Genomic DNA, 18,237 nt, shown 5'->3' on the forward strand with positions numbered 1-18,237 from the left:
ATATTTAAAATATTTTATTGTTATATTATAATTATATAAACTATTAGTTATATATGAATATGCTTTTAAAGGGGACACTATTCATGCTTACATTAGATCGATTATTAAATGTAACAATTTATTTAGGGGTATTTTTACTTTTCATTTCGTTCATTACTTTTGTTATTAAGAGAGGGCCTGATTTATTATTTTTTCAATTTGGAATTTCTTTGTTTTTTGGAGCTCAAATTATAATTGGAATGAAATTTCTTCATAACTATGGTTTCTCCTTTCACTCAAAACTAGAACTACTTATCTTTATTTTCTATGTAATTGGATTTATTACATGTATACTATTGTTCTTTCACTTTCAAAATCACTATCGAATTTTTTTATTAATTTGTAGTTTTTTATTTTTAACTGGATCCAATTATTACTTTAAAGAAACATTAAAGTTTAGTGAAAAAATTCCAAAGCAACATAAAACTTTTTTAAGTACAAAAGAAGAAGACTCTTTCCCAAAAGAAGTCCGTAAATTTTCTGAGGATTACAACAACATAATAAAGAATGATTTTTATGAAATACCGATGATTCCCACTGAATTACAGATTACAAGCAAAAAAGATTCTTCCCATAGTACATCTTTCTTAGTTGAACTTCATAATAGCGAGAATGAAATTACTGATGATTCTGTACAATTAACTCCATCAGACCGTTTTTATATACTGTTAAATACACAAAAAACAAAAATATCAAAAATAGTATATGAAGGGCAAAATTTTTTCACATTAACAGTCACACTAAAGGCTCTTAATTTACAGCAAGAACCAGAAATTCATAATATGTTTTTAGAAATAGATAAACGTAGAGCAATGAATCTTCTTCATTTCGAAATTAAAGCCCATTCTAAAGAATGGAAAATAACATTTAAAAGTGATAGCTCTCCTTCCAATCTTCCTATCACATTTACTTTTGAAAAACGAACAGGCAAATTATAAAAATAAAAAGAGTTATTTTCTTTAAAAAATAACTCTTTTTATTTTACTTGCTCCAAATTTTCTCCCCAGTATGCGCATCAATATAACGAATTTCTCGATTATGGTCGAAGGATTCTTTATAATTTTCATCCGTTGTTTGTTTATACAGTAACTCGTAGTTCGTTTCCTCTACATCATTCTCTAAAAACCATTCTAAATGAACTCGCATGGCGCCTCTGTATATTTCTAACGCTTTTTCCTTTGTTACTTTTGGTGTTGTTTCATATGTGAATAATTCTTTTATAATATTGCTAGATTCTCCTGAATAATGCATCACAGCACCATTCTCTGTATTAATATTGATCATAATATATTTTCCCTCTACATGAATATTATTTACATATATTGAAAAGGAGAATCTCTCAATTCTATCTTCCGCTTCTTCACGTTCTTCCCAAAGACGTAAATATTGTGTGACATCTAGAATAACTTGTTCCAAAAATTGAAGTGCTTTTTGTAAACATTCCTCTCTAGACAGTATTTGCTTTACTTCTTTATCGTCCGTCAGTTTTATAAAACCAGTTAATTCATTCGTAGATTTATCATTCATAATGCAAACAAAATTATTATATTTTAACATCGGTAAATGCTTCTTAAAAAATTCATTCATTTGTATATTTTTTCAAAAATACATTTGCAATCTCTCTTGCTTTCTTTTCCTCTATCGCTTCCTTATCACTCGAAAAATAATTTTTATCATCTATCCTAAACTCTATTAAATTACCAGTATGGCTATTCAACGTAATTTGTATCGTTCTCTCCTCATCCTCTTTATGCTCCCACCATAATAGATGATACGGGTCATCTACGCCTTCTTGATCGTCTACTACAAGCCTATAATCATCTGAAATGTCAATCATATGAGCCACTTGCTCTTTTCTTTCTTTATCTTTTTGATTCATCATACTGCTCTCTTTATTACAATTTAAGGTAATTATAACAAACACAACCAAAAAAATATAAACAAAAAAGACTAGAGATGATATTATCCCCTTTAGGTAGACAGTGTGAAAAAGACCATGTATACACATGGATGTTACACTATTACTTGGAGGGGATTTTTCATGGCTAAAAAAGGTACAACATTTAATACATACTCAAATGAGATAAAGGTATCAGCTGTTCAAAGTTATTTAAACGGTGAGGGAAGCTACGATATGATAGCGGAGAAATATCAGATTAGAAGCTCTACACAACTTAAAAATTGGGTGAAAAAGTATAAAGAATGTGGTGAAATTACAGATACTCGTGGAAAAAATAGTGAAATGAAAGGTATACCAAACCCTTTAAAAGGCAAACGGATTCATTTTAAAACTGTTGAAGAAGAGCGTGACTACTATAAGGCTCAGGTTGAATATTTAAAAAAGCAGTATCCAAATCTGTAAATGGAGGCGTACTAAAATATAAAGAACGATATCATATCATTGAATTACTAAAGAGAAAATATCCTGTTATATGGCTTACTAATTTTGCGAATGTACATCGCTCAAGTTACTATAAGTGGGTTCATACAAAAAGTGTGAACAACACGCGACTAGAATCCGATAAACGATTAAAAAAGGTAATTCAATCTATTCACGTAAAGCACAAAGAATATGGTTATCCACGTATGAAAATCGCTTTACAAGAAGAGGGTTATTTTATAAATCACAAAAAAGTATATCGATTAATGAGTGCGCTCAACATTCAGTCTATTATTCGGAAGAAGCGTCGCTTCTTTAAAGGGAATTATTCTAATACTTTTCCAAATGTTTTAAACCGTGAATTCAAAGATCGCCAGCAAAATGAAGCGCTTGTTACAGACATTACCTACCTACGATTTCAAGAGGGCTTCCGCTATCTTTCTGTTGTACAAGATATTTATAATAACGAAGTTGTTTCTTGGAAAATTTCCAAGCGTAATGATAATGAACTTGTATTAGATACAATTGAAATGCTGGCACAAAAAAGAGATGTGCGTGGAACCATTCTCCATTCAGATCAGGGATTCCAGTACACATCTCATGCCTACAACAAACGACTTTTAGATTTAGGTATCATTGGCAGCCACTCTCGCAAAGGAAACTACCATGATAATGCCTGTATCGAGTCATTTTTCTCCCATTTTAAATCGGAGATGTTGTATTTGAATCATTTTAAAACAGAAGCGGATTTAATACAAGCAATTGAAGAATATATTTATTTTTATAACTATAAACGTTTCCAAAAACGACTCAACCATCGAGCTCCGATAGAATATCGAATCTCGATGGCTGCTTAGTCTTTTTAATATTGTCTACTTGACAGGGATAAGACCAAGATATCTCTAGTCTTCTACTTCGTCTCACGGTGTAGCGTTACTCGCTTTAATCGTGGACAATATTTTTTTAGTTCGATGCGCTCTGGATTGTTTCGTTTATTTTTTTTAGAAATATAATTACGATCACCGCACTCTGTACAAGCTAATGTAATATTTACACGCATATATAATTCTCCTTTCTTTTAAAGATCGCAAACTAAAACGTAATGATTACGATTTAAATATTATATAACTTCATTCTATTTGTCAATTGCAAAAAAAGACAAGAAGCTGAAACAATTAGTTCATACGAAATTCACACGAATCTATTACTATAGGAATTGTACATAGTGAACTTATTAACAATCACGTTTATTTATATAGAATTTTACTCGAAAGGAGCTGAAATTATGAAAACTAAATATCGTTTTATGATCTCATCATTTGCCGCTTGCGCTTATATGCTTTGGTATTTAGTATAATAACAACCTCACTTGTAAATAGGAAAAGGTGTGTATATAAATGGAATATAATCAATCAACAGTTAACTACTGGAAAGCTTTTGTACTACCATATACATTTGCTTTAGAAGAGTTAAAAACTAAATTTGAAATTATGAACCGGGAAGCTCAATTTTTAGAGGATTACAACCCGTTTGAACATATAAAAACAAGATTAAAACAGCCTGAAAGTATTATTAAAAAGCTTGAGCGTAAAAATTTATTACCGACAGTTGAAAATGCACAAACGCATTTACAAGACATCATCGGCATTCGTATTACATGTTGCTTCGTAGAAGATATCTATCATTTAAAAAATGTCATTCAAAAACGTGAAGATATGGAAATCATAGAAGTAAAAGATTATATTGCTAACCCAAAACAAAATGGCTATAAAAGTTTACACATGATTATTAAATATCCTTTATCACTGAATTCTGGTACAAAAGAAGTCTTTGCAGAAATTCAATTACGTACGCTTGCAATGGACTTTTGGGCAAGTTTAGAACATAAACTTTACTATAAATATGAAGGGAAAATACCTGAGTATTTAAAAGATGAACTACATGATGCAGCGATGAAAGCTGAAGATCTTGATAATAAAATGGCAACCATTCGCCAAGATATTGATGATATCGAAGCATGCTCAAATCAAATTATGTTACCACTATAAAAAAGGGTTCTCGCCAATGAGAACCTTTTTAATTTCACTATTTACAGACAGGAAGACTCCCTGATTAAAGTTTCAATTTATTTCTTCCCTATCGTGCGAACCTCTTCAATTTTCCATCCATCCTCTTCTTTTCCAAGCGCATACTGTACTTTCTTCTGAAGAGTGACTTCTCCCTCTATTTCCTTTTCCTTTGTTTCAACAACAACATACCCTGCTTTACTAGCTTTTATGTCTATATGTTCCAATTCAATTTTCTTATTTCCCTTTTGAAAAGCTGCTTCTTTTTGCGTTTTTAAATCCTCAGCACTAGGCATCTTCTTTGAAAATAACTCCATATGTTCAGCAAGATTCTTTTCATTTGTCGTCCGTACAAATTTCTCTATCACATCTTGAATCTTTTTCTCTTCTTCTTTCGTTATTTGTACCTTTTCTTCAGCTTTTGTAGTAGTAGCTTTTTGTTCTATCTTATTCTCTTTGGATTGACATCCAACTAGCAATAATACACCTATTAGAAGGGATCCTATCCCTCTGAAAAAAGCCCTCATCTTCCCATCTCCTAAAAAGAAAAGTGAGGCATTTCGCCTCACTTTCATTTATAATTAGCGTCTTCCTTTATTCGGATCGCCACCGCCAACGATATCAAAGACACGTTTAGCGATATTTGTATTCTCTTGAACGCCAGAGAACAAGTATTTACCAGGGCCAAATGCATATACGTTTACATCTTCTCCTGTATGACCACCTGTTGTCCATCCTGTAACCGAACGCTTATTGAAAATATCTTCAATCGCATTATCAATCTTTGTTACATCTTTTGAAGGAGCAATATCATTTACCGCTTTAATTTCTTCTGGTGTTAATTGTAAATCAATATATTTTTTCAATGTTTCTTCTACATTTTCACCTTTTGCAATCTCATTTGCCATAAAGTCTGGTGTGCGTTTTGCAGCTTTAATTGGATCTACTTTAAAGTTATACTCGCCATTTGCCCCTAAAGATAACCCGCCAGTAGCGTGGTCTGCCGTTGCAATAACTAACGTATTTTTATCTTTTTTCGCAAATTCAATCGCAGCTTTAAATGCTTTTTCAAAGTCTTCCATTTCACTCATTGCACCAACGATATCATTATCATGTCCTGCCCAGTCAATTTGGCTTCCTTCAACCATTAAGAAGAAACCTTTTTTATTTTTGTTCAAACGCTCAATTGCTGCATTTGTCATTTCTTCTAATGAAGGTGTTTTATCAGTACGATCAATCATTTTATCTAAACCACCTGGTGCAAATAAACCAAGGATTTGATCATTTTTATCATTTAACAATTGATTTCGATCTGTTACGTAGCTATAACCAGATTTCTTAAACTCTTCTGTAAGATTGCGATTTTTTCTAACAAAGTTTTTTACGCCGCCGCCAAGCATAACATCTACTTTATGCTTCCCTTTTACTTTCTCATCAAAATAATCATTTGCAATTGCGTCCATATTTTTACGACTAATATCATGCGCACCGAAAGCAGCTGGTGTGGCATGTGTAATTTCAGAAGTAGCAACGAGTCCCGTTGATTTCCCCTTTTCTTTCGCTTGTTCAAGAACAGTTTTCACTTCTGCTTTATCGTTATCAACTGCAATTGCCGCATTATATGTTTTAATTCCTGCTGACATAGCTGTTGCTGCTGATGCAGAGTCTGTGATATTTTCATGTTCATCTTCTGGATATGTCTTTTGTGTTCCTACAAGATGTTTATCAAACTCTGTAGATTCCATCTCAAAAGTTTTTGGATTATCTTTCATATAACGGTGAGCCGTCATATATGAAGGGCCCATACCATCCCCAATTAATACAATGACATTTTTAATCTTTGCATTGCTTCCGCTCTCATCTGCACTCACTTCACTAGAACGTGTAAAATTCCATGTTGCTACCGAAGTAACTGCTAACGACGCCACAACTGCAAATGGCCATGCTTTTTTCACAAACTTTTTCACTGTCTTGTCCCCCTAATTAGGTTATTCATTTCCCACTACCAAATTTAATAGAATACTGTTAAGAGAAAATTAGTTATATGTAAATTTTTTGTTAACTTATGTAAATATCAGTTATAATTTGTATAACTTTGTCTTTTCATATCAACCATCTTCCCCTTTACAATTAAAATATAAACAAGTTGGATTTCATTTAACGTAAATCTCTTATTTAACATTTTCAATCTACTTTCATCAAAATTAATAGAAATGTGGTGAGCATTTATGAAAACAATACAGCTAGATGAATCTTTTATTTTTGATCTACTCGACCTTTGTAAAGCTGTTGGATGGTTACAAGAGAAAACATTTATGAAAGAACAATTCGAAATGTACTTTTCTCTTGGTACACTTATCGGTTATATGCATGACAATAAACTGATTGCAACTGGAGGAGTATTTCCTTTTAAAGATAGTTTTTCTACTATTGGCATGTTAATCGTCCATCCTGATTTTCAAGGCCAGGGCATCGGGCGAACTTTGCTAAATCATTGCTTAGCACACACTCACCCAAAACAACCAATTGCACTTATTGCAACAGAAGCTGGCGAGCCTCTTTATACATCATGCGGATTTAAAACAGTAACAACGATTCATCGTTTTGAGAAACAAACTACTAAAACACGTATTACTCATACGCAACAAGTGAAAGAACAAGATCTTGTCTCACTTATTTCTCTCGATCAAATTACAACTGGTACTAATCGTTCCTTACTTTATTCATCGCTATTACCAAGAACGAGCCACTCTTTTAAAATTGAGAGAAATAACTGTATAGAAGCTTTTTCCTTATGTATACAAAAAGGAAATATATTATGCGTCACTCCACTTATCGCAAAGCAAGGGAAGGATGCTATTCAATTATTCAAGAAAATCTGTGAATGTTGGAGTGGCACAGTAAGGATTGATGTCCCACATTCACAATTTTCATTTCGTAAATTTCTTCAAACAGAAAAATTCCAAGAAACGCTCCTTTCACCTCTTATGATAAAAAATGGTAGCCAACTTCCTGGAAATCGTAATATGCTATTTGCTATGATAGATACAGCGTTATGTTAGAAAGGGGACACCTCATTGAAGCGATTTAGCTATTTTATGGTAGGTTGTCTTACTCTTACACTATTAGTAGGATGTAGTGCAGCAGAAAAGCCAGTAGAACAAGTAAAACAAGTTAAAAATACACTTACAGCGAAACTAGCTACCGAGGAAAAGATGGTGGAAATAGATGGTCAAACCATTTACTTTAAGCAGATTGGTAACGAAAAGCCACCTTTACTTATGATCCATGGATTTGGAGGATCATCAGATGGTTTTCAAAAGATTTCCTCAGACTTAGCAAAAGATCATACAATTATTTCTGTAGATGCTTTAGGATTCGGACGCTCATCTAAACCGATGGATTTTTATTATTCTTTCCCAACCCATGCAAATTTGTATTATAAATTAATGAAAAAACTAGGTTATGATTCGTTTGCGATACTAGGACACTCAATGGGCGGAGAAATCTCCCTTAATTTAACCTATTTATATCCTGAAGCCGTTACCCACCTTATTTTAACTGATGCTACAGGTGGTCCTCATACACTCGTTAATAAACAAGGGTCACCAAAACCACAATTGTCGACCGATTTAAATACCGTTTCTGCTATTGCAGATTATGATGAGAGCAAAGTGAAATTTAAACGTAACGATGAAGAGCATTACAATAAAATGAAATTATGGCCGAGACGTCTTCAAATCAATGCAAATGAAATACAACAACCAACCTTAATTATATGGGGAAGAAATGATAGTAGCGTTTCTTGGAAAGAAGGAGAAACGTATCATCAATTCTTAAAAAATAGTACTTTCCATATTATCGAAAAAGGTTATCATGCACCATTTCGTCAAGAACCACAAGAATTTTTAGGTTATGTAAAAGAATTCTTTAAGGACAATCCAATAAAAGTTGAAAAATAACATAAGCGGGTATCTCATTTTGAGATACCCGCTTTCATATATTAAGCAGCTTGCTTTTGGCGTTTTTGAGTTTTTGAACCTAATACTTTCGGAATAACGAAACCATCTATTCCAAATTTACCAGCATTCATACCAGAAACTAGAACGAACATCGATAGAATAAGCATTTCAGGATTCACACCAATTGACCCACTAAACATATAGGAAAAGTTCATTACAAGACCGAAAAAGACCGCTGTTTTTGTTAAACAGCCTACAATTAAACCAATTCCGACTAAAATTTCTCCCCACGTTACAAGTGTATTAAATAGATCAACGTTTGGAATTGCGAAATCTTGTAAAAATGATGCCCACCAAGATTGAACAGCCGGTTGTGCTCCTTTAGATTTTTCAATTGCACCTTGTAAATAACCAGTTGCATCGAATCCTTTTCCTTGTAGTTTACCGATTCCAGCCATTAACCATGTGTAACCAAGATACACTCGAATTACCGCTAACACAAAAGAAACAGCTTTGTTTTCTCTTAAAAATTGAATAACCATATCTTCCTCCTAAAGTTGTAATTAAGTTAGTTACATATAATATAATAACATTAGTTACTTATTTTTCAAATGTTAATTATGAATAATTCGTGACATGTGTATGAAACATTAAATACTAACGTTTATATAGTAACTTTTATTACCTGTAAAAACTTGAACATATCATACCATAGGTGATAATCATTTTCATTGAAAAAAATGTAAAAAAAATGTGAGTTAAATGTGAAACACGTTTATTCGAATATAGAATAAACGTGTTTCACACTACTTATATAATCGAAATGTATGTGTCTCTTTATCAATTAACCGCGCTTCTTCAAAAGCCTCTCCTAACGTTTTTTCATGGCTAATAAGCCCGTAAAATAAGCGTATTGTAAACATAAGTGCCGCATTCCCATCTACATAATCTATCGATCCAATATAAGATTCCGCCCCACTACGTAAGAAAGATTCTGCCAGTTTTCTCTCCCCTAACGTACACCCGCTATTTACAATATGTGTATTATGCAATTTTGCATATTTATAAATTTCTGCTGTACCAAAGTATCCCCTCGGTTCATTTTGTTCATATATATCTTCACCTAACTCTTCCATCACAAACTTTCCTTCCTCACCATGAAAGCAAAGGACAACATAATCGATATCATTATATAAACCCTTTCCAGAAAGAATATCGATGAACTCTTTCGGTCTACCAATCCAGTATGTTATAACTTTTGCCCCAAAATATTCAAGTGATGCCCGGATTGATTGCGCCTCTAAATCAGAATTAAAGCCAACTACTAGTGCAACATTCAACATACACCCTCCATCCTATCATTAGATCTCATCCATCAAACTTTCAAGCGATACATCCATTTCATATATACCCGTTTCTTGCAAAAAATCAGCTCTAGTTAAAACGGCTTTCTGTAAATATTGCCTATATGCTGTAATTGTCCCATCGTGAGATACAATGCAAATTCTTTCAGCGCCTATCTCATAACACCAACGAAGAAATTCATCTACTATTTGCCGAAAACGATTCTGTGAAATAGTATTTATACCTCCCGTCCATAACTGCTTATTTGTACTTTTCTCTATCGAAAAATGTGGAAATAAATTTGTTATTATCCCCTGATCTACTATGTGGTCACATAGTAATGTTTTCGCTCCTTCCCGATAAGGAAAAATACGTGGGGATACAGATGGATGGACGATTTTTTGACAAGCTCTCTTCTCACTCCATATTGTCGTCGTTTGTAAAGTTCTAAGTGTAGGGCTAGCAATTAATATATCCGTTTCTTGCAATGGCACATTGCATTGAAGTAATTTAGCCTGATTCCTTCCTTCATCCGTTAATGGTGGATGAAGCACTTGTAGACTTGATGGCAAATCTTTTGTATGTTTTCCTTCACCGTGCCGAACAAAGATAAGTTTCATACCCATCCTCCTCTCACTATGAAATCCTCTTACATATTTCTTCCCTATTTAATCCTTTATTCCTGCTATATACAAAACCGATATGTAAAAAAGATTTGACACAACAAATTGAAAAAAATTACAATTGTATATGTAAAATACTTTTTACAAGAGAAAGGAGAAGCATACATATGAAATGGATAACCATCTTAATTGGCATGATTATATGGGGATATATAAACGGATTTTTTAGCAGTGATAAAACTGCTAATCCTTGGATTACAGATGATGAACGTGAAACAAAAATTAAGCAGAAATCAATTATTGCAAGCTGGTCTGGTATTTTTATGTTTTGTACCATTAATCTCTTAAACAAATGGTTAGGTATAGAAACGAGTAATACATCACCTTACTTACCAACTTCTGTCGCAACTATTTTAAAAGAAAATGTAGAGTTACAAATTTTATCTATGCTATTTATTACGTATGGCATATTTTACGTATACTATCGAAGAAAACTAAGTGCTTAACTTTTTATCTCATGATTATCCTCCTAAATGGTTATAGTAATTAGGACAAGATGAAAGGAGCGATAGAAAAATGAGTAACTCGAATGATTTTTTAGATACACTGCATGAAAAACAAGCAAAAGATGAACAAAATAGAAAACGTCAGGGGAACGGAAACCCAGCGAAAAAGAAGCCAAATAAAACACATAAATAACATTAAAAAATGTGCCTAAAATGATCTTTTAGGCACATTTTTTATTCTTCTTTCACCGATATAACATTTTCCCAATTCCATTTCTCGTAATACCACTCTGGTACATCTATATTTTCAATCCACTTCATTTCATGCTTTCCATCTTTATGAGCAAGCCATACATCTGCTTTCTTACGGTCTGAACGTATCCATATTAATTGCTTACTCTTCTTCATGAAGATCGGGTGGTAATCCCCTTGCTTATTAGTTTGCTTTGTGATTTGATGCTGCGCATTACTTGTACTATCAACTTCATATAAAGATGGTAGTGGCCTTTTTTCTGGCGGAGTTTCTATCCCTGCCTCTTTTGCTCGTGAAACGATAATCACTTTATCGTTCTTCCATGCAAAATCCCAATCAACATATCCTTGTGGCGTAAATGTGTTCTGCTGAAGTGCTGGCAGTTCTTTTACTTTTAAATGTTTATTCTCTAACGCAACTCTTCCGCTCCCTTCAATATAAGCCAATATATTTTTTGATGGTGCCCATTGAAACCATTGTGCGTTTAATAACATTTGATCTACTTTTTCAAACCGACTGCCATCTGCACGAACTAAGCAAAGCGTATTACTATCAGCTGACCATGAAGCTGTCGGTACTGCTAAAAATGAAATCCACTTTTGATCTGGTGACCACTTAAAGCCACTTGCAACTAGCGCTAGAAAATCATCATGTTCATTTGGCAATGCATACAAATGCTTCATTTTGTGAGGATTCATATGTGCATCTTTTTGCACTTCATATAGCTGAGCCCCTGTCCATCCTGTTGGAAGTAAGTGCGCTTCTGAGGATACAAGAAAGTTCTTTCCATCGGGGTACCATGCATAATCACCTACACCAGCCGATACATTTTCAAAATCTGCATTCTTTTTTTGGACATCAAACGTATTTAATGTGTTCATAAATATAAATGCAATAGTATTCTCTGTCGGTGACCATTGATAATTTGATACTTCAGATTGAAATGGTCTAACTTTCTTTCCATCTTCCAGTCGGTACAATTCCAAAGTGTTTTGCTTCTTTCCTTTAGCATAGGCAATCCATTTTCCATTATGAGACCACTTCGGTCCTGTTATGTACTCACCTTTTGTTATTTGTTTTTCTTTTTCATCAACTTTAATCCAAAGGTCATGATGACGAATAAAAGCAACTTTCGCCCCATTATGTTCCGCACTAGCACTAAAAATTGAAGATATAAAAATGAATAAACCCACACTACTACTCACGATAATTTTTTTCATACGTTCCTCCATTCTCCTTATAGCATTCCTCATATTCCGCTTACTATATGCGAATTTCACTCCTTATTAATTGCAGAATTGTTGTGGATTTATCCCCAATAAGAATGGGCCTTCCTCGCTGAATATTAGTCATTCGACATAATCCCAAAAAATTCCCCAAGAAATTTTTAATTCAAAGAGGATTAGTATGAATTATGTCGAAAATATAGTTTAGCCAACATTCGATTTTATATTTTACGATAAAAATGTAAGATAACTTTTCGGAATATTGACACTCTTTATTAGGGGGAGTTTCAATGAAAAAAACTGCATCTACACTATTAAGTATGGCGCTCGTCTTTTCTAGTTTTGGAGCTTTAAGCGCACATGCTGAATCGCTGCAAAAGGAAAAGCAATTTAGCCCACAGTTAAAAGCAAATATTGAACAATGGGGAGAAAATAAAATTGCGCAAAATGTTGAAACAAAAACATCAAAAGAAATTTCAGTCATTGTAGAATTGCAACATGCTCCACTCGCTTCACAAAGTAACATTCAGCATGCTCCAGATTTACAAAATAATAATGCACAGTCTTATCATGCCGAGCTTAAAAAAGCACAAGAAGATACGACTAAGAAAATAAAAGAAAAAGCACCTGGTACAAAAATTAAAGAAGTGTATAATACGTTATTTTCCGGATTCTCTATTTCAGTTCCTGGAGATCAAATTACCGCTCTTGCTTCTTTACCCGAAGTAAAAGCAGTCTACCCGAACTTAACATATAAATTACATGAAACATCAAAAAGCACTACTAATGAAGAAGCACCAAATATTGGCGGACCGACAATTGGTGCAACTGAAGCATGGAATTTAAAAGACCCATCTGGCAAACCGCTTGATGGAAAAGATATGAAAGTAGCGATTATCGACTCTGGTGTAGACTATACACATCCTGACTTAAAAGCAAATTATATCGGTGGATATGACACAGTTGATGAAGATAACGATCCAATGGATGGTAACGTACATGGTACTCATGTAGCTGGAATTATTGCTGGTAACGGAAAAATTAAAGGCGTTGCTCCAAATGCTTCTATTCTAGCCTATCGTGTAATGAATAATGGTGGAACTGGTACAACAGAAGATATTATTCAAGGTATTGAACGAGCAATCCAAGACGGTGCTGACGTTTTAAATTTATCTCTTGGACAAAGCTTAAATACACCTGATCAGCCTGTAACATTAACATTAGAACGTGCAGCAAAACTTGGGGTTACTGCAGTTGTTTCAAATGGAAATGATGGCCCACACCCTTGGTCTGTTGATGCACCTGGAAATGCAAGCAGCGTTAGATCAGTTGGAGCATCTACTGTTTCTATCCCGTTTCCAACGTTCCAAGTAGCTGGTTCCAGCAAAACATATCAAGGGTTACCGTTATCAAAGTACGATTTCCCAATAGGAAATGATTCCCCTCTTGTATACGTTGGCTATGGTAATCCAAGTGATTATGCAAAACAAGATGTGAAAGGGAAATTTGCACTTGTTTTACAAGGTACTTCTAGTACGTTAGTAAAAGCAGAACAAGCGAAACAAGCTGGTGCAGTTGGTGTACTATTAATTTCTACAGAAAAAGAAATTAATATTATGCCAGAATATTTTATGCGTGAAAATCTAGATCTTCCTGTTATGCAGTTATCAAATGCAAATGGTGAAGAATTAAAAAACTTAATTACAAAACGTAAGAAAAATATAAACATTGGCCAACCAAATCCAACTGAACTGATTGCTAACTTTAGTTCTAGAGGTCCATCACAAGGAAGTTGGCTTATAAAACCAGATATAATTGCACCTGGCGTACAAATTACTAGTACAGTACCGAGAGGCGGCTATGAATCTCATAATGGTACAAGTATGGCTGCACCTCGAGTAGCTGGAGCGGTTGCTCTATTGCGTCAAATGCACCCTGATTGGACGACAGAGCAATTAAAAGCATCCCTTGCCAATACAGCAAAAACTTTTAAAGATGTAAATGAAAATACGTATCCTATTATGACACAAGGGTCTGGTTTAATTAACATTCCGAAAGCAGCTCAAACAGATGTATTAGTAAAGCTGAACAATATCAGCTTCGGTCTTATTAAGCCAAACAGTGGTAAAGTAAAACTGACGCAAAATATTACGTTACAAAATCTTTCTAATAAAAAGAAAAGCTTTTCAACTCGTGTAGAATTACTAGATGCAAATACAAAAACAAAAGTAAAAACTTCTGTGCCTTCATCGATTAGCACACAGCCGAATAGTAGTACTGAAAAACCATTGACTATTACTGTCGATAGCTCATTACCACAAGGTGTATATACTGGAAATGTATACGTAAAAGAGCAAGGATTAAAAGAAGAAATTCGAATTCCATTTACATTTAGTATCGACCCTAAAGATTACAAGCGTATAGATGGACTCGAAATTATTAATTCTACTTTCAGTCCAAATGGCGATAACCTATTAGATGATAATCTTATCAATTACTATTTAGTTGCTCCAGTCGAAGATGTAACGTTACACGCTAACTTAGTTACAAAAGAACGCGTGACATACCAAGGAATGATTTATCAAGGTAAAAATGAAACAGCAGGTTATAAACCGTTCAAATGGAATGGTACCAAAGTAGATGGATCACCACTAGCGGATGGTTTATATCAAATTGAAGCTGTTGCTTCTAATTCTGGCGGGGAAACGAAACAAACAGCGGCTGTATTTATTGACCGAACTGCACCGAAATTGACGCATGAAGTGGATCAAGAAAATCTCGTAATTAGAGGGAAAGTTGACGATATTCTACTAGATTGGATGACAGAATCTGGTTGGGTAGCACCTGGAATTCCAGTGAGACTACAGTATGAAATCAACGGAAATGATGTATGGGAACAAGCATTCCTGAACCCTTGGGAGAAAAGCTATGACATTTATTTAGATCGTACTCAATTACAAGAAGGTAAAAATACAATTCACATTGTAGCAACAGATGCAGCTGGAAATACATCTAATTTAAATGTTGATTTAGATGTGAAATAAAAAATTATTGTTGACAATTTTTTTAATATAGTTTTATAATACAAAACATAGTTTAGTTGAACGAATTATATATCGGCTTTGAAGGAATACCAGTAGCGACTTATATCCCTGTCTCAGAGAACTGATGGTTGGTGCAAATCAGTACATATACAAGCGTGAATTACAATTCTGGAGCTTCTTTCCCGTAATGCTTTTTATGCATGAAGAGAAAGACGGATCTTTCCGTTATCTTAAAGTGAGTGGTAAACAATTACTTGTTTACAAATAGGGTGGTACCGCGATTTTTATCGTCCCTATCGGATTTTCCGATAGGGACTTTTTTGCGTCCATCCTTTTACATAATTTCATAATATACGCGTTGAAAGAATCGCAGTAGTATCTTATATCCCTGTTACAGAGAGCTAATGGTCGGTGGAAATTAGCACATATATAAGTATGAATTACAATTCTGGAGCTTCTTTTTCGTAATGCTTATAGGCATGAAGGAAAAGACGGAGTTTTTCCGTTATCATTAATTGAGATGTAAGTATATTTTCACTTACAAATAGGGTGGTACCGCGATTCTTTCGCCCCTATCGGATTTTCCGATAGGGGATTTTTCTATTTCTTACAGAAACAAATGTTAAATAATTCCGAATCTTATGATAAAATTTTATAAGCGCTTACAATTTTGAAAGGGGGTGATACAAGCTATACGAAACCGATACTTAATTTTATTAAAAAAAGGAGGATGTCTAAATGACAAAGAAAACAAAAATTCCATCGCATTTAAAACCATTCGTATCCACACAGCATTATGATCAATACACACCGGTGAATCACGCTGTGTGGCGTTACATTATGAGACAAAATCATAGTTTCTTAAAAGACGTTGCTCATCCAGCCTATGTGAACGGATTACAATCATCTGGTATTAATATAGATGCAATTCCAAAAGTAGAAGAAATGAATGAGTGTTTAGCACCAAGCGGCTGGGGTGCTGTAACGATTGACGGGCTTATTCCTGGCGTAGCCTTCTTCGATTTTCAAGGACACGGATTATTACCAATCGCAACAGATATTCGCAAAGTAGAAAACATCGAGTATACACCTGCTCCAGATATTGTACACGAAGCTGCAGGCCACGCACCAATTTTACTTGATCCTACATATGCAAAGTATGTAAAACGCTTTGGGCAAATTGGAGCAAAAGCTTTCTCTACAAAAGAAGAACATGATGCGTTTGAAGCTGTTCGTACATTAACAATCGTAAAAGAAAGTCCAACTTCTACACCTGAAGAAGTTGCAGCTGCTGAAAATGCTGTAATTGAAAAACAAAACTTAGTTTCTGGCTTATCAGAAGCGGAACAAATTTCAAGGCTTTTCTGGTGGACAGTAGAATATGGCTTAATCGGAAGTATAGAGGATCCAAAGATATATGGCGCTGGTCTCCTTTCCTCTGTAGGCGAAAGCAAACATTGCTTAACTGACGCTGTAGAAAAGGTTCCATTTTCTATAGAAGCATGTACTGGAACAACTTATGATGTAACAAAAATGCAACCTCAACTATTTGTTTGTGAATCCTTTGAAGAACTAACAGAAGCACTTGAAAAGTTTTCTGAAACAATGGCCTTTAAAACAGGTGGTAAAGAAGGATTAGAAAAAGCAATTCGTTCTGAAAACTATGCAACTGCTGAGCTAAGTAGTGGGCTACAAATTACTGGTACATTCAATGAGACAATTAAAAACGATGCAGGTGAAGTGATTTACATGCGTACAAATTCGCCAACTGCATTAGCCATTCATAATAAACAACTAGCGGATCATTCTACCTCTGTACACAGTGATGGTTTTGGAACACCGATTGGGTTACTTACTGAAAATATTGCATTAGAAAATTGTACAGATGAACAATTACAATCATTAGGAATTACAATTGGAAATAAAACATCATTTACTTTTGCAAGTGGCATCCATGTAAATGGAACGGTAACAGCAATTCAAAAAAATGATAAAAAGATTGCTCTTATCTCCTTTATCGATTGTACCGTTACTTATAAAGAATGTTTATTATTTGATGCTTCATGGGGTGCTTTTGATATGGCTGTTGGCTCAACAATTACTTCTGTATTCCCAGGAGCTGCAGATGCGGCATCATTTTTCCCTGCTGATGAAGAAATAGAAGCAACTCCAACACCTCTTACATTAACTGAACTAGATCGTATGTATCAAACAGTTCGTGATATTCGAAATGAAGGTATTTTACACGAAGCTCATATCGAACAGCTAGTGGCAATTCAAGAGGTATTAAATAAATTTTATGCGAAAGAATGGCTGCTTCGCCTTGAAATATTAGAATTGCTTTTAGAGCATAACAAAGGGCATGAAACTTCCGCAGCTTTATTACAACAACTTTCTACTTTTACAACTAACGAAGCTGTAACACGTCTTATTAACAATGGTCTTGCACTATTACCTGTAAAGGATGTGAAAAATGATGCTACGATTAACTGAGGAAGAAGTTCAAGAGGAATTATTGACAGTAGATAAATGGATGATAAAAGATGAAAAATGGATTGAACGAAAATATATGTTTTCCGACTACTTAAAAGGAGTCGAATTTGTGTCTGAAGTCGCCAAACTATCAGAAGAACATAATCACCATCCATTTATCCTTATCCAGTATAAAGCAGTCATTATTACTTTGTCCTCTTGGAATGCAAAAGGTTTAACGAAACTCGATTTTGAGCTTGCGAAGCAATTTGATAAACTATTTGTCCAAAATGAAAAAGCCATTATAAGAAAGTAAAAAGGA

General features: G+C 34.2%; 18 protein-coding genes, 1 pseudogene and 2 other annotated features. Of the genes and pseudogenes, 11 read left to right on the plus strand and 8 right to left on the minus strand.

Going from position 1 to position 18,237, the window contains the following annotated elements; translation table 11 throughout:
• Positions 1 to 83 precede the first annotated feature (83 nt).
• The gene (locus AAG068_RS21795) at positions 84 to 977 is read left to right on the plus strand and encodes a hypothetical protein (RefSeq protein ID WP_342715777.1); all 894 of its coding nucleotides are present in this window, start codon (positions 84 to 86) and stop codon (positions 975 to 977) included.
• 43 nt (positions 978 to 1,020) lie between these two features.
• On the opposite strand, the pseudogene AAG068_RS21800 reads toward AAG068_RS21795, so the two are convergent.
• A pseudogene (locus AAG068_RS21800) lies at positions 1,021 to 1,918 on the minus strand (YcdB/YcdC domain-containing protein).
• Positions 1,919 to 2,080: 162 nt separating this feature from the next.
• Here AAG068_RS21800 and AAG068_RS29985 point away from each other — a divergent pair.
• Both AAG068_RS29985 and AAG068_RS21805 read left to right on the plus strand, forming a co-directional pair.
• Positions 2,081 to 2,401, plus strand: a complete 321-nt coding sequence (locus AAG068_RS29985) for a transposase (RefSeq protein ID WP_428845974.1) — start codon at positions 2,081 to 2,083, stop codon at positions 2,399 to 2,401.
• Between the two features lie 38 nt (positions 2,402 to 2,439).
• The gene (locus tag AAG068_RS21805) at positions 2,440 to 3,276 is read left to right on the plus strand and encodes an IS3 family transposase (protein WP_428846006.1); all 837 of its coding nucleotides are present in this window, start codon (positions 2,440 to 2,442) and stop codon (positions 3,274 to 3,276) included.
• Positions 3,277 to 3,329: 53 nt separating this feature from the next.
• Here AAG068_RS21805 and rpmG read toward each other — a convergent pair whose 3' ends face one another.
• A complete protein-coding gene (gene rpmG / locus AAG068_RS21810) occupies positions 3,330 to 3,479 on the minus strand; it encodes a 50S ribosomal protein L33 (RefSeq protein ID WP_001265617.1) in 150 nt (49 codons plus the stop codon).
• Between the two features lie 337 nt (positions 3,480 to 3,816).
• On the opposite strand from rpmG, the gene AAG068_RS21815 reads away from it, so the two are divergent.
• Positions 3,817 to 4,467, plus strand: a complete 651-nt coding sequence (locus tag AAG068_RS21815; RefSeq protein WP_000456225.1) for a GTP pyrophosphokinase — start codon at positions 3,817 to 3,819, stop codon at positions 4,465 to 4,467.
• 77 nt (positions 4,468 to 4,544) lie between these two features.
• Here AAG068_RS21815 and AAG068_RS21820 read toward each other — a convergent pair whose 3' ends face one another.
• Together AAG068_RS21820 and AAG068_RS21825 are read right to left on the minus strand one after the other, a co-directional pair.
• A complete protein-coding gene (locus AAG068_RS21820) occupies positions 4,545 to 5,012 on the minus strand; it encodes a hypothetical protein (RefSeq protein ID WP_342715779.1) in 468 nt (155 codons plus the stop codon).
• A 54-nt stretch (positions 5,013 to 5,066) separates the two neighbouring features.
• On the minus strand, positions 5,067 to 6,452 hold the full coding sequence (locus tag AAG068_RS21825) for an alkaline phosphatase (RefSeq protein ID WP_342715780.1): 1,386 nt from the start codon (positions 6,450 to 6,452) through the stop codon (positions 5,067 to 5,069).
• Between the two features lie 261 nt (positions 6,453 to 6,713).
• On the opposite strand from AAG068_RS21825, the gene AAG068_RS21830 reads away from it, so the two are divergent.
• Complete coding sequence (locus AAG068_RS21830; RefSeq protein WP_342715781.1) at positions 6,714 to 7,547, plus strand: GNAT family N-acetyltransferase; 834 nt, start codon at positions 6,714 to 6,716, stop codon at positions 7,545 to 7,547.
• 15 nt (positions 7,548 to 7,562) lie between these two features.
• On the plus strand, positions 7,563 to 8,447 hold the full coding sequence (locus AAG068_RS21835; protein ID WP_342715782.1) for an alpha/beta fold hydrolase: 885 nt from the start codon (positions 7,563 to 7,565) through the stop codon (positions 8,445 to 8,447).
• A gap of 41 nt (positions 8,448 to 8,488) precedes the next feature.
• Here AAG068_RS21835 and AAG068_RS21840 read toward each other — a convergent pair whose 3' ends face one another.
• The 3 genes from AAG068_RS21840 to AAG068_RS21850 form a co-directional block, all read right to left on the minus strand.
• The gene (locus AAG068_RS21840; protein WP_342715783.1) at positions 8,489 to 8,989 is read right to left on the minus strand and encodes a DoxX family protein; all 501 of its coding nucleotides are present in this window, start codon (positions 8,987 to 8,989) and stop codon (positions 8,489 to 8,491) included.
• A 264-nt stretch (positions 8,990 to 9,253) separates the two neighbouring features.
• A complete protein-coding gene (locus AAG068_RS21845; RefSeq protein WP_342715784.1) occupies positions 9,254 to 9,790 on the minus strand; it encodes a delta-aminolevulinic acid dehydratase in 537 nt (178 codons plus the stop codon).
• An 18-nt stretch (positions 9,791 to 9,808) separates the two neighbouring features.
• Complete coding sequence (locus tag AAG068_RS21850; protein ID WP_342719802.1) at positions 9,809 to 10,459, minus strand: histidine phosphatase family protein; 651 nt, start codon at positions 10,457 to 10,459, stop codon at positions 9,809 to 9,811.
• A 122-nt stretch (positions 10,460 to 10,581) separates the two neighbouring features.
• Between AAG068_RS21850 and AAG068_RS21855 the strand changes: the two genes are divergently transcribed.
• Positions 10,582 to 10,920 (plus strand): phosphoglycerate mutase, encoded by a 339-nt coding sequence (locus AAG068_RS21855; protein WP_342715785.1) that lies wholly within the window; start codon positions 10,582 to 10,584, stop codon positions 10,918 to 10,920.
• A gap of 70 nt (positions 10,921 to 10,990) precedes the next feature.
• Complete coding sequence (locus AAG068_RS21860; RefSeq protein ID WP_000071861.1) at positions 10,991 to 11,113, plus strand: DUF4023 domain-containing protein; 123 nt, start codon at positions 10,991 to 10,993, stop codon at positions 11,111 to 11,113.
• A 41-nt stretch (positions 11,114 to 11,154) separates the two neighbouring features.
• Here the strand turns inward: AAG068_RS21860 and AAG068_RS21865 are convergent, their stop codons facing one another.
• A complete protein-coding gene (locus AAG068_RS21865; protein ID WP_342715787.1) occupies positions 11,155 to 12,393 on the minus strand; it encodes a TolB family protein in 1,239 nt (412 codons plus the stop codon).
• A 296-nt stretch (positions 12,394 to 12,689) separates the two neighbouring features.
• On the opposite strand from AAG068_RS21865, the gene AAG068_RS21870 reads away from it, so the two are divergent.
• The 3 genes from AAG068_RS21870 to AAG068_RS21880 all read left to right on the plus strand — a co-directional run bounded on the left by AAG068_RS21870 (position 12,690) and on the right by AAG068_RS21880 (position 18,231).
• Positions 12,690 to 15,443, plus strand: coding sequence for a S8 family serine peptidase (locus tag AAG068_RS21870; protein WP_342715788.1), 2,754 nt, complete (start codon positions 12,690 to 12,692; stop codon positions 15,441 to 15,443).
• 69 nt (positions 15,444 to 15,512) lie between these two features.
• Positions 15,513 to 15,741: a binding site (T-box leader), on the plus strand.
• 51 nt (positions 15,742 to 15,792) lie between these two features.
• Positions 15,793 to 16,020, plus strand: a binding site (T-box leader).
• Between the two features lie 161 nt (positions 16,021 to 16,181).
• A complete protein-coding gene (locus AAG068_RS21875) occupies positions 16,182 to 17,936 on the plus strand; it encodes an aromatic amino acid hydroxylase (protein WP_342715789.1) in 1,755 nt (584 codons plus the stop codon).
• The gene (locus tag AAG068_RS21880; RefSeq protein WP_098667246.1) at positions 17,917 to 18,231 is read left to right on the plus strand and encodes a 4a-hydroxytetrahydrobiopterin dehydratase; all 315 of its coding nucleotides are present in this window, start codon (positions 17,917 to 17,919) and stop codon (positions 18,229 to 18,231) included. The genes AAG068_RS21875 and AAG068_RS21880 overlap by 20 nt, the downstream gene beginning before the upstream one ends.
• The last annotated feature ends 6 nt before the right edge of the window (positions 18,232 to 18,237 follow it).

Origin of the sequence: Bacillus paramycoides, assembly GCF_038971285.1 — a bacterium.
Lineage (GTDB): Bacteria > Bacillota > Bacilli > Bacillales > Bacillaceae_G > Bacillus_A.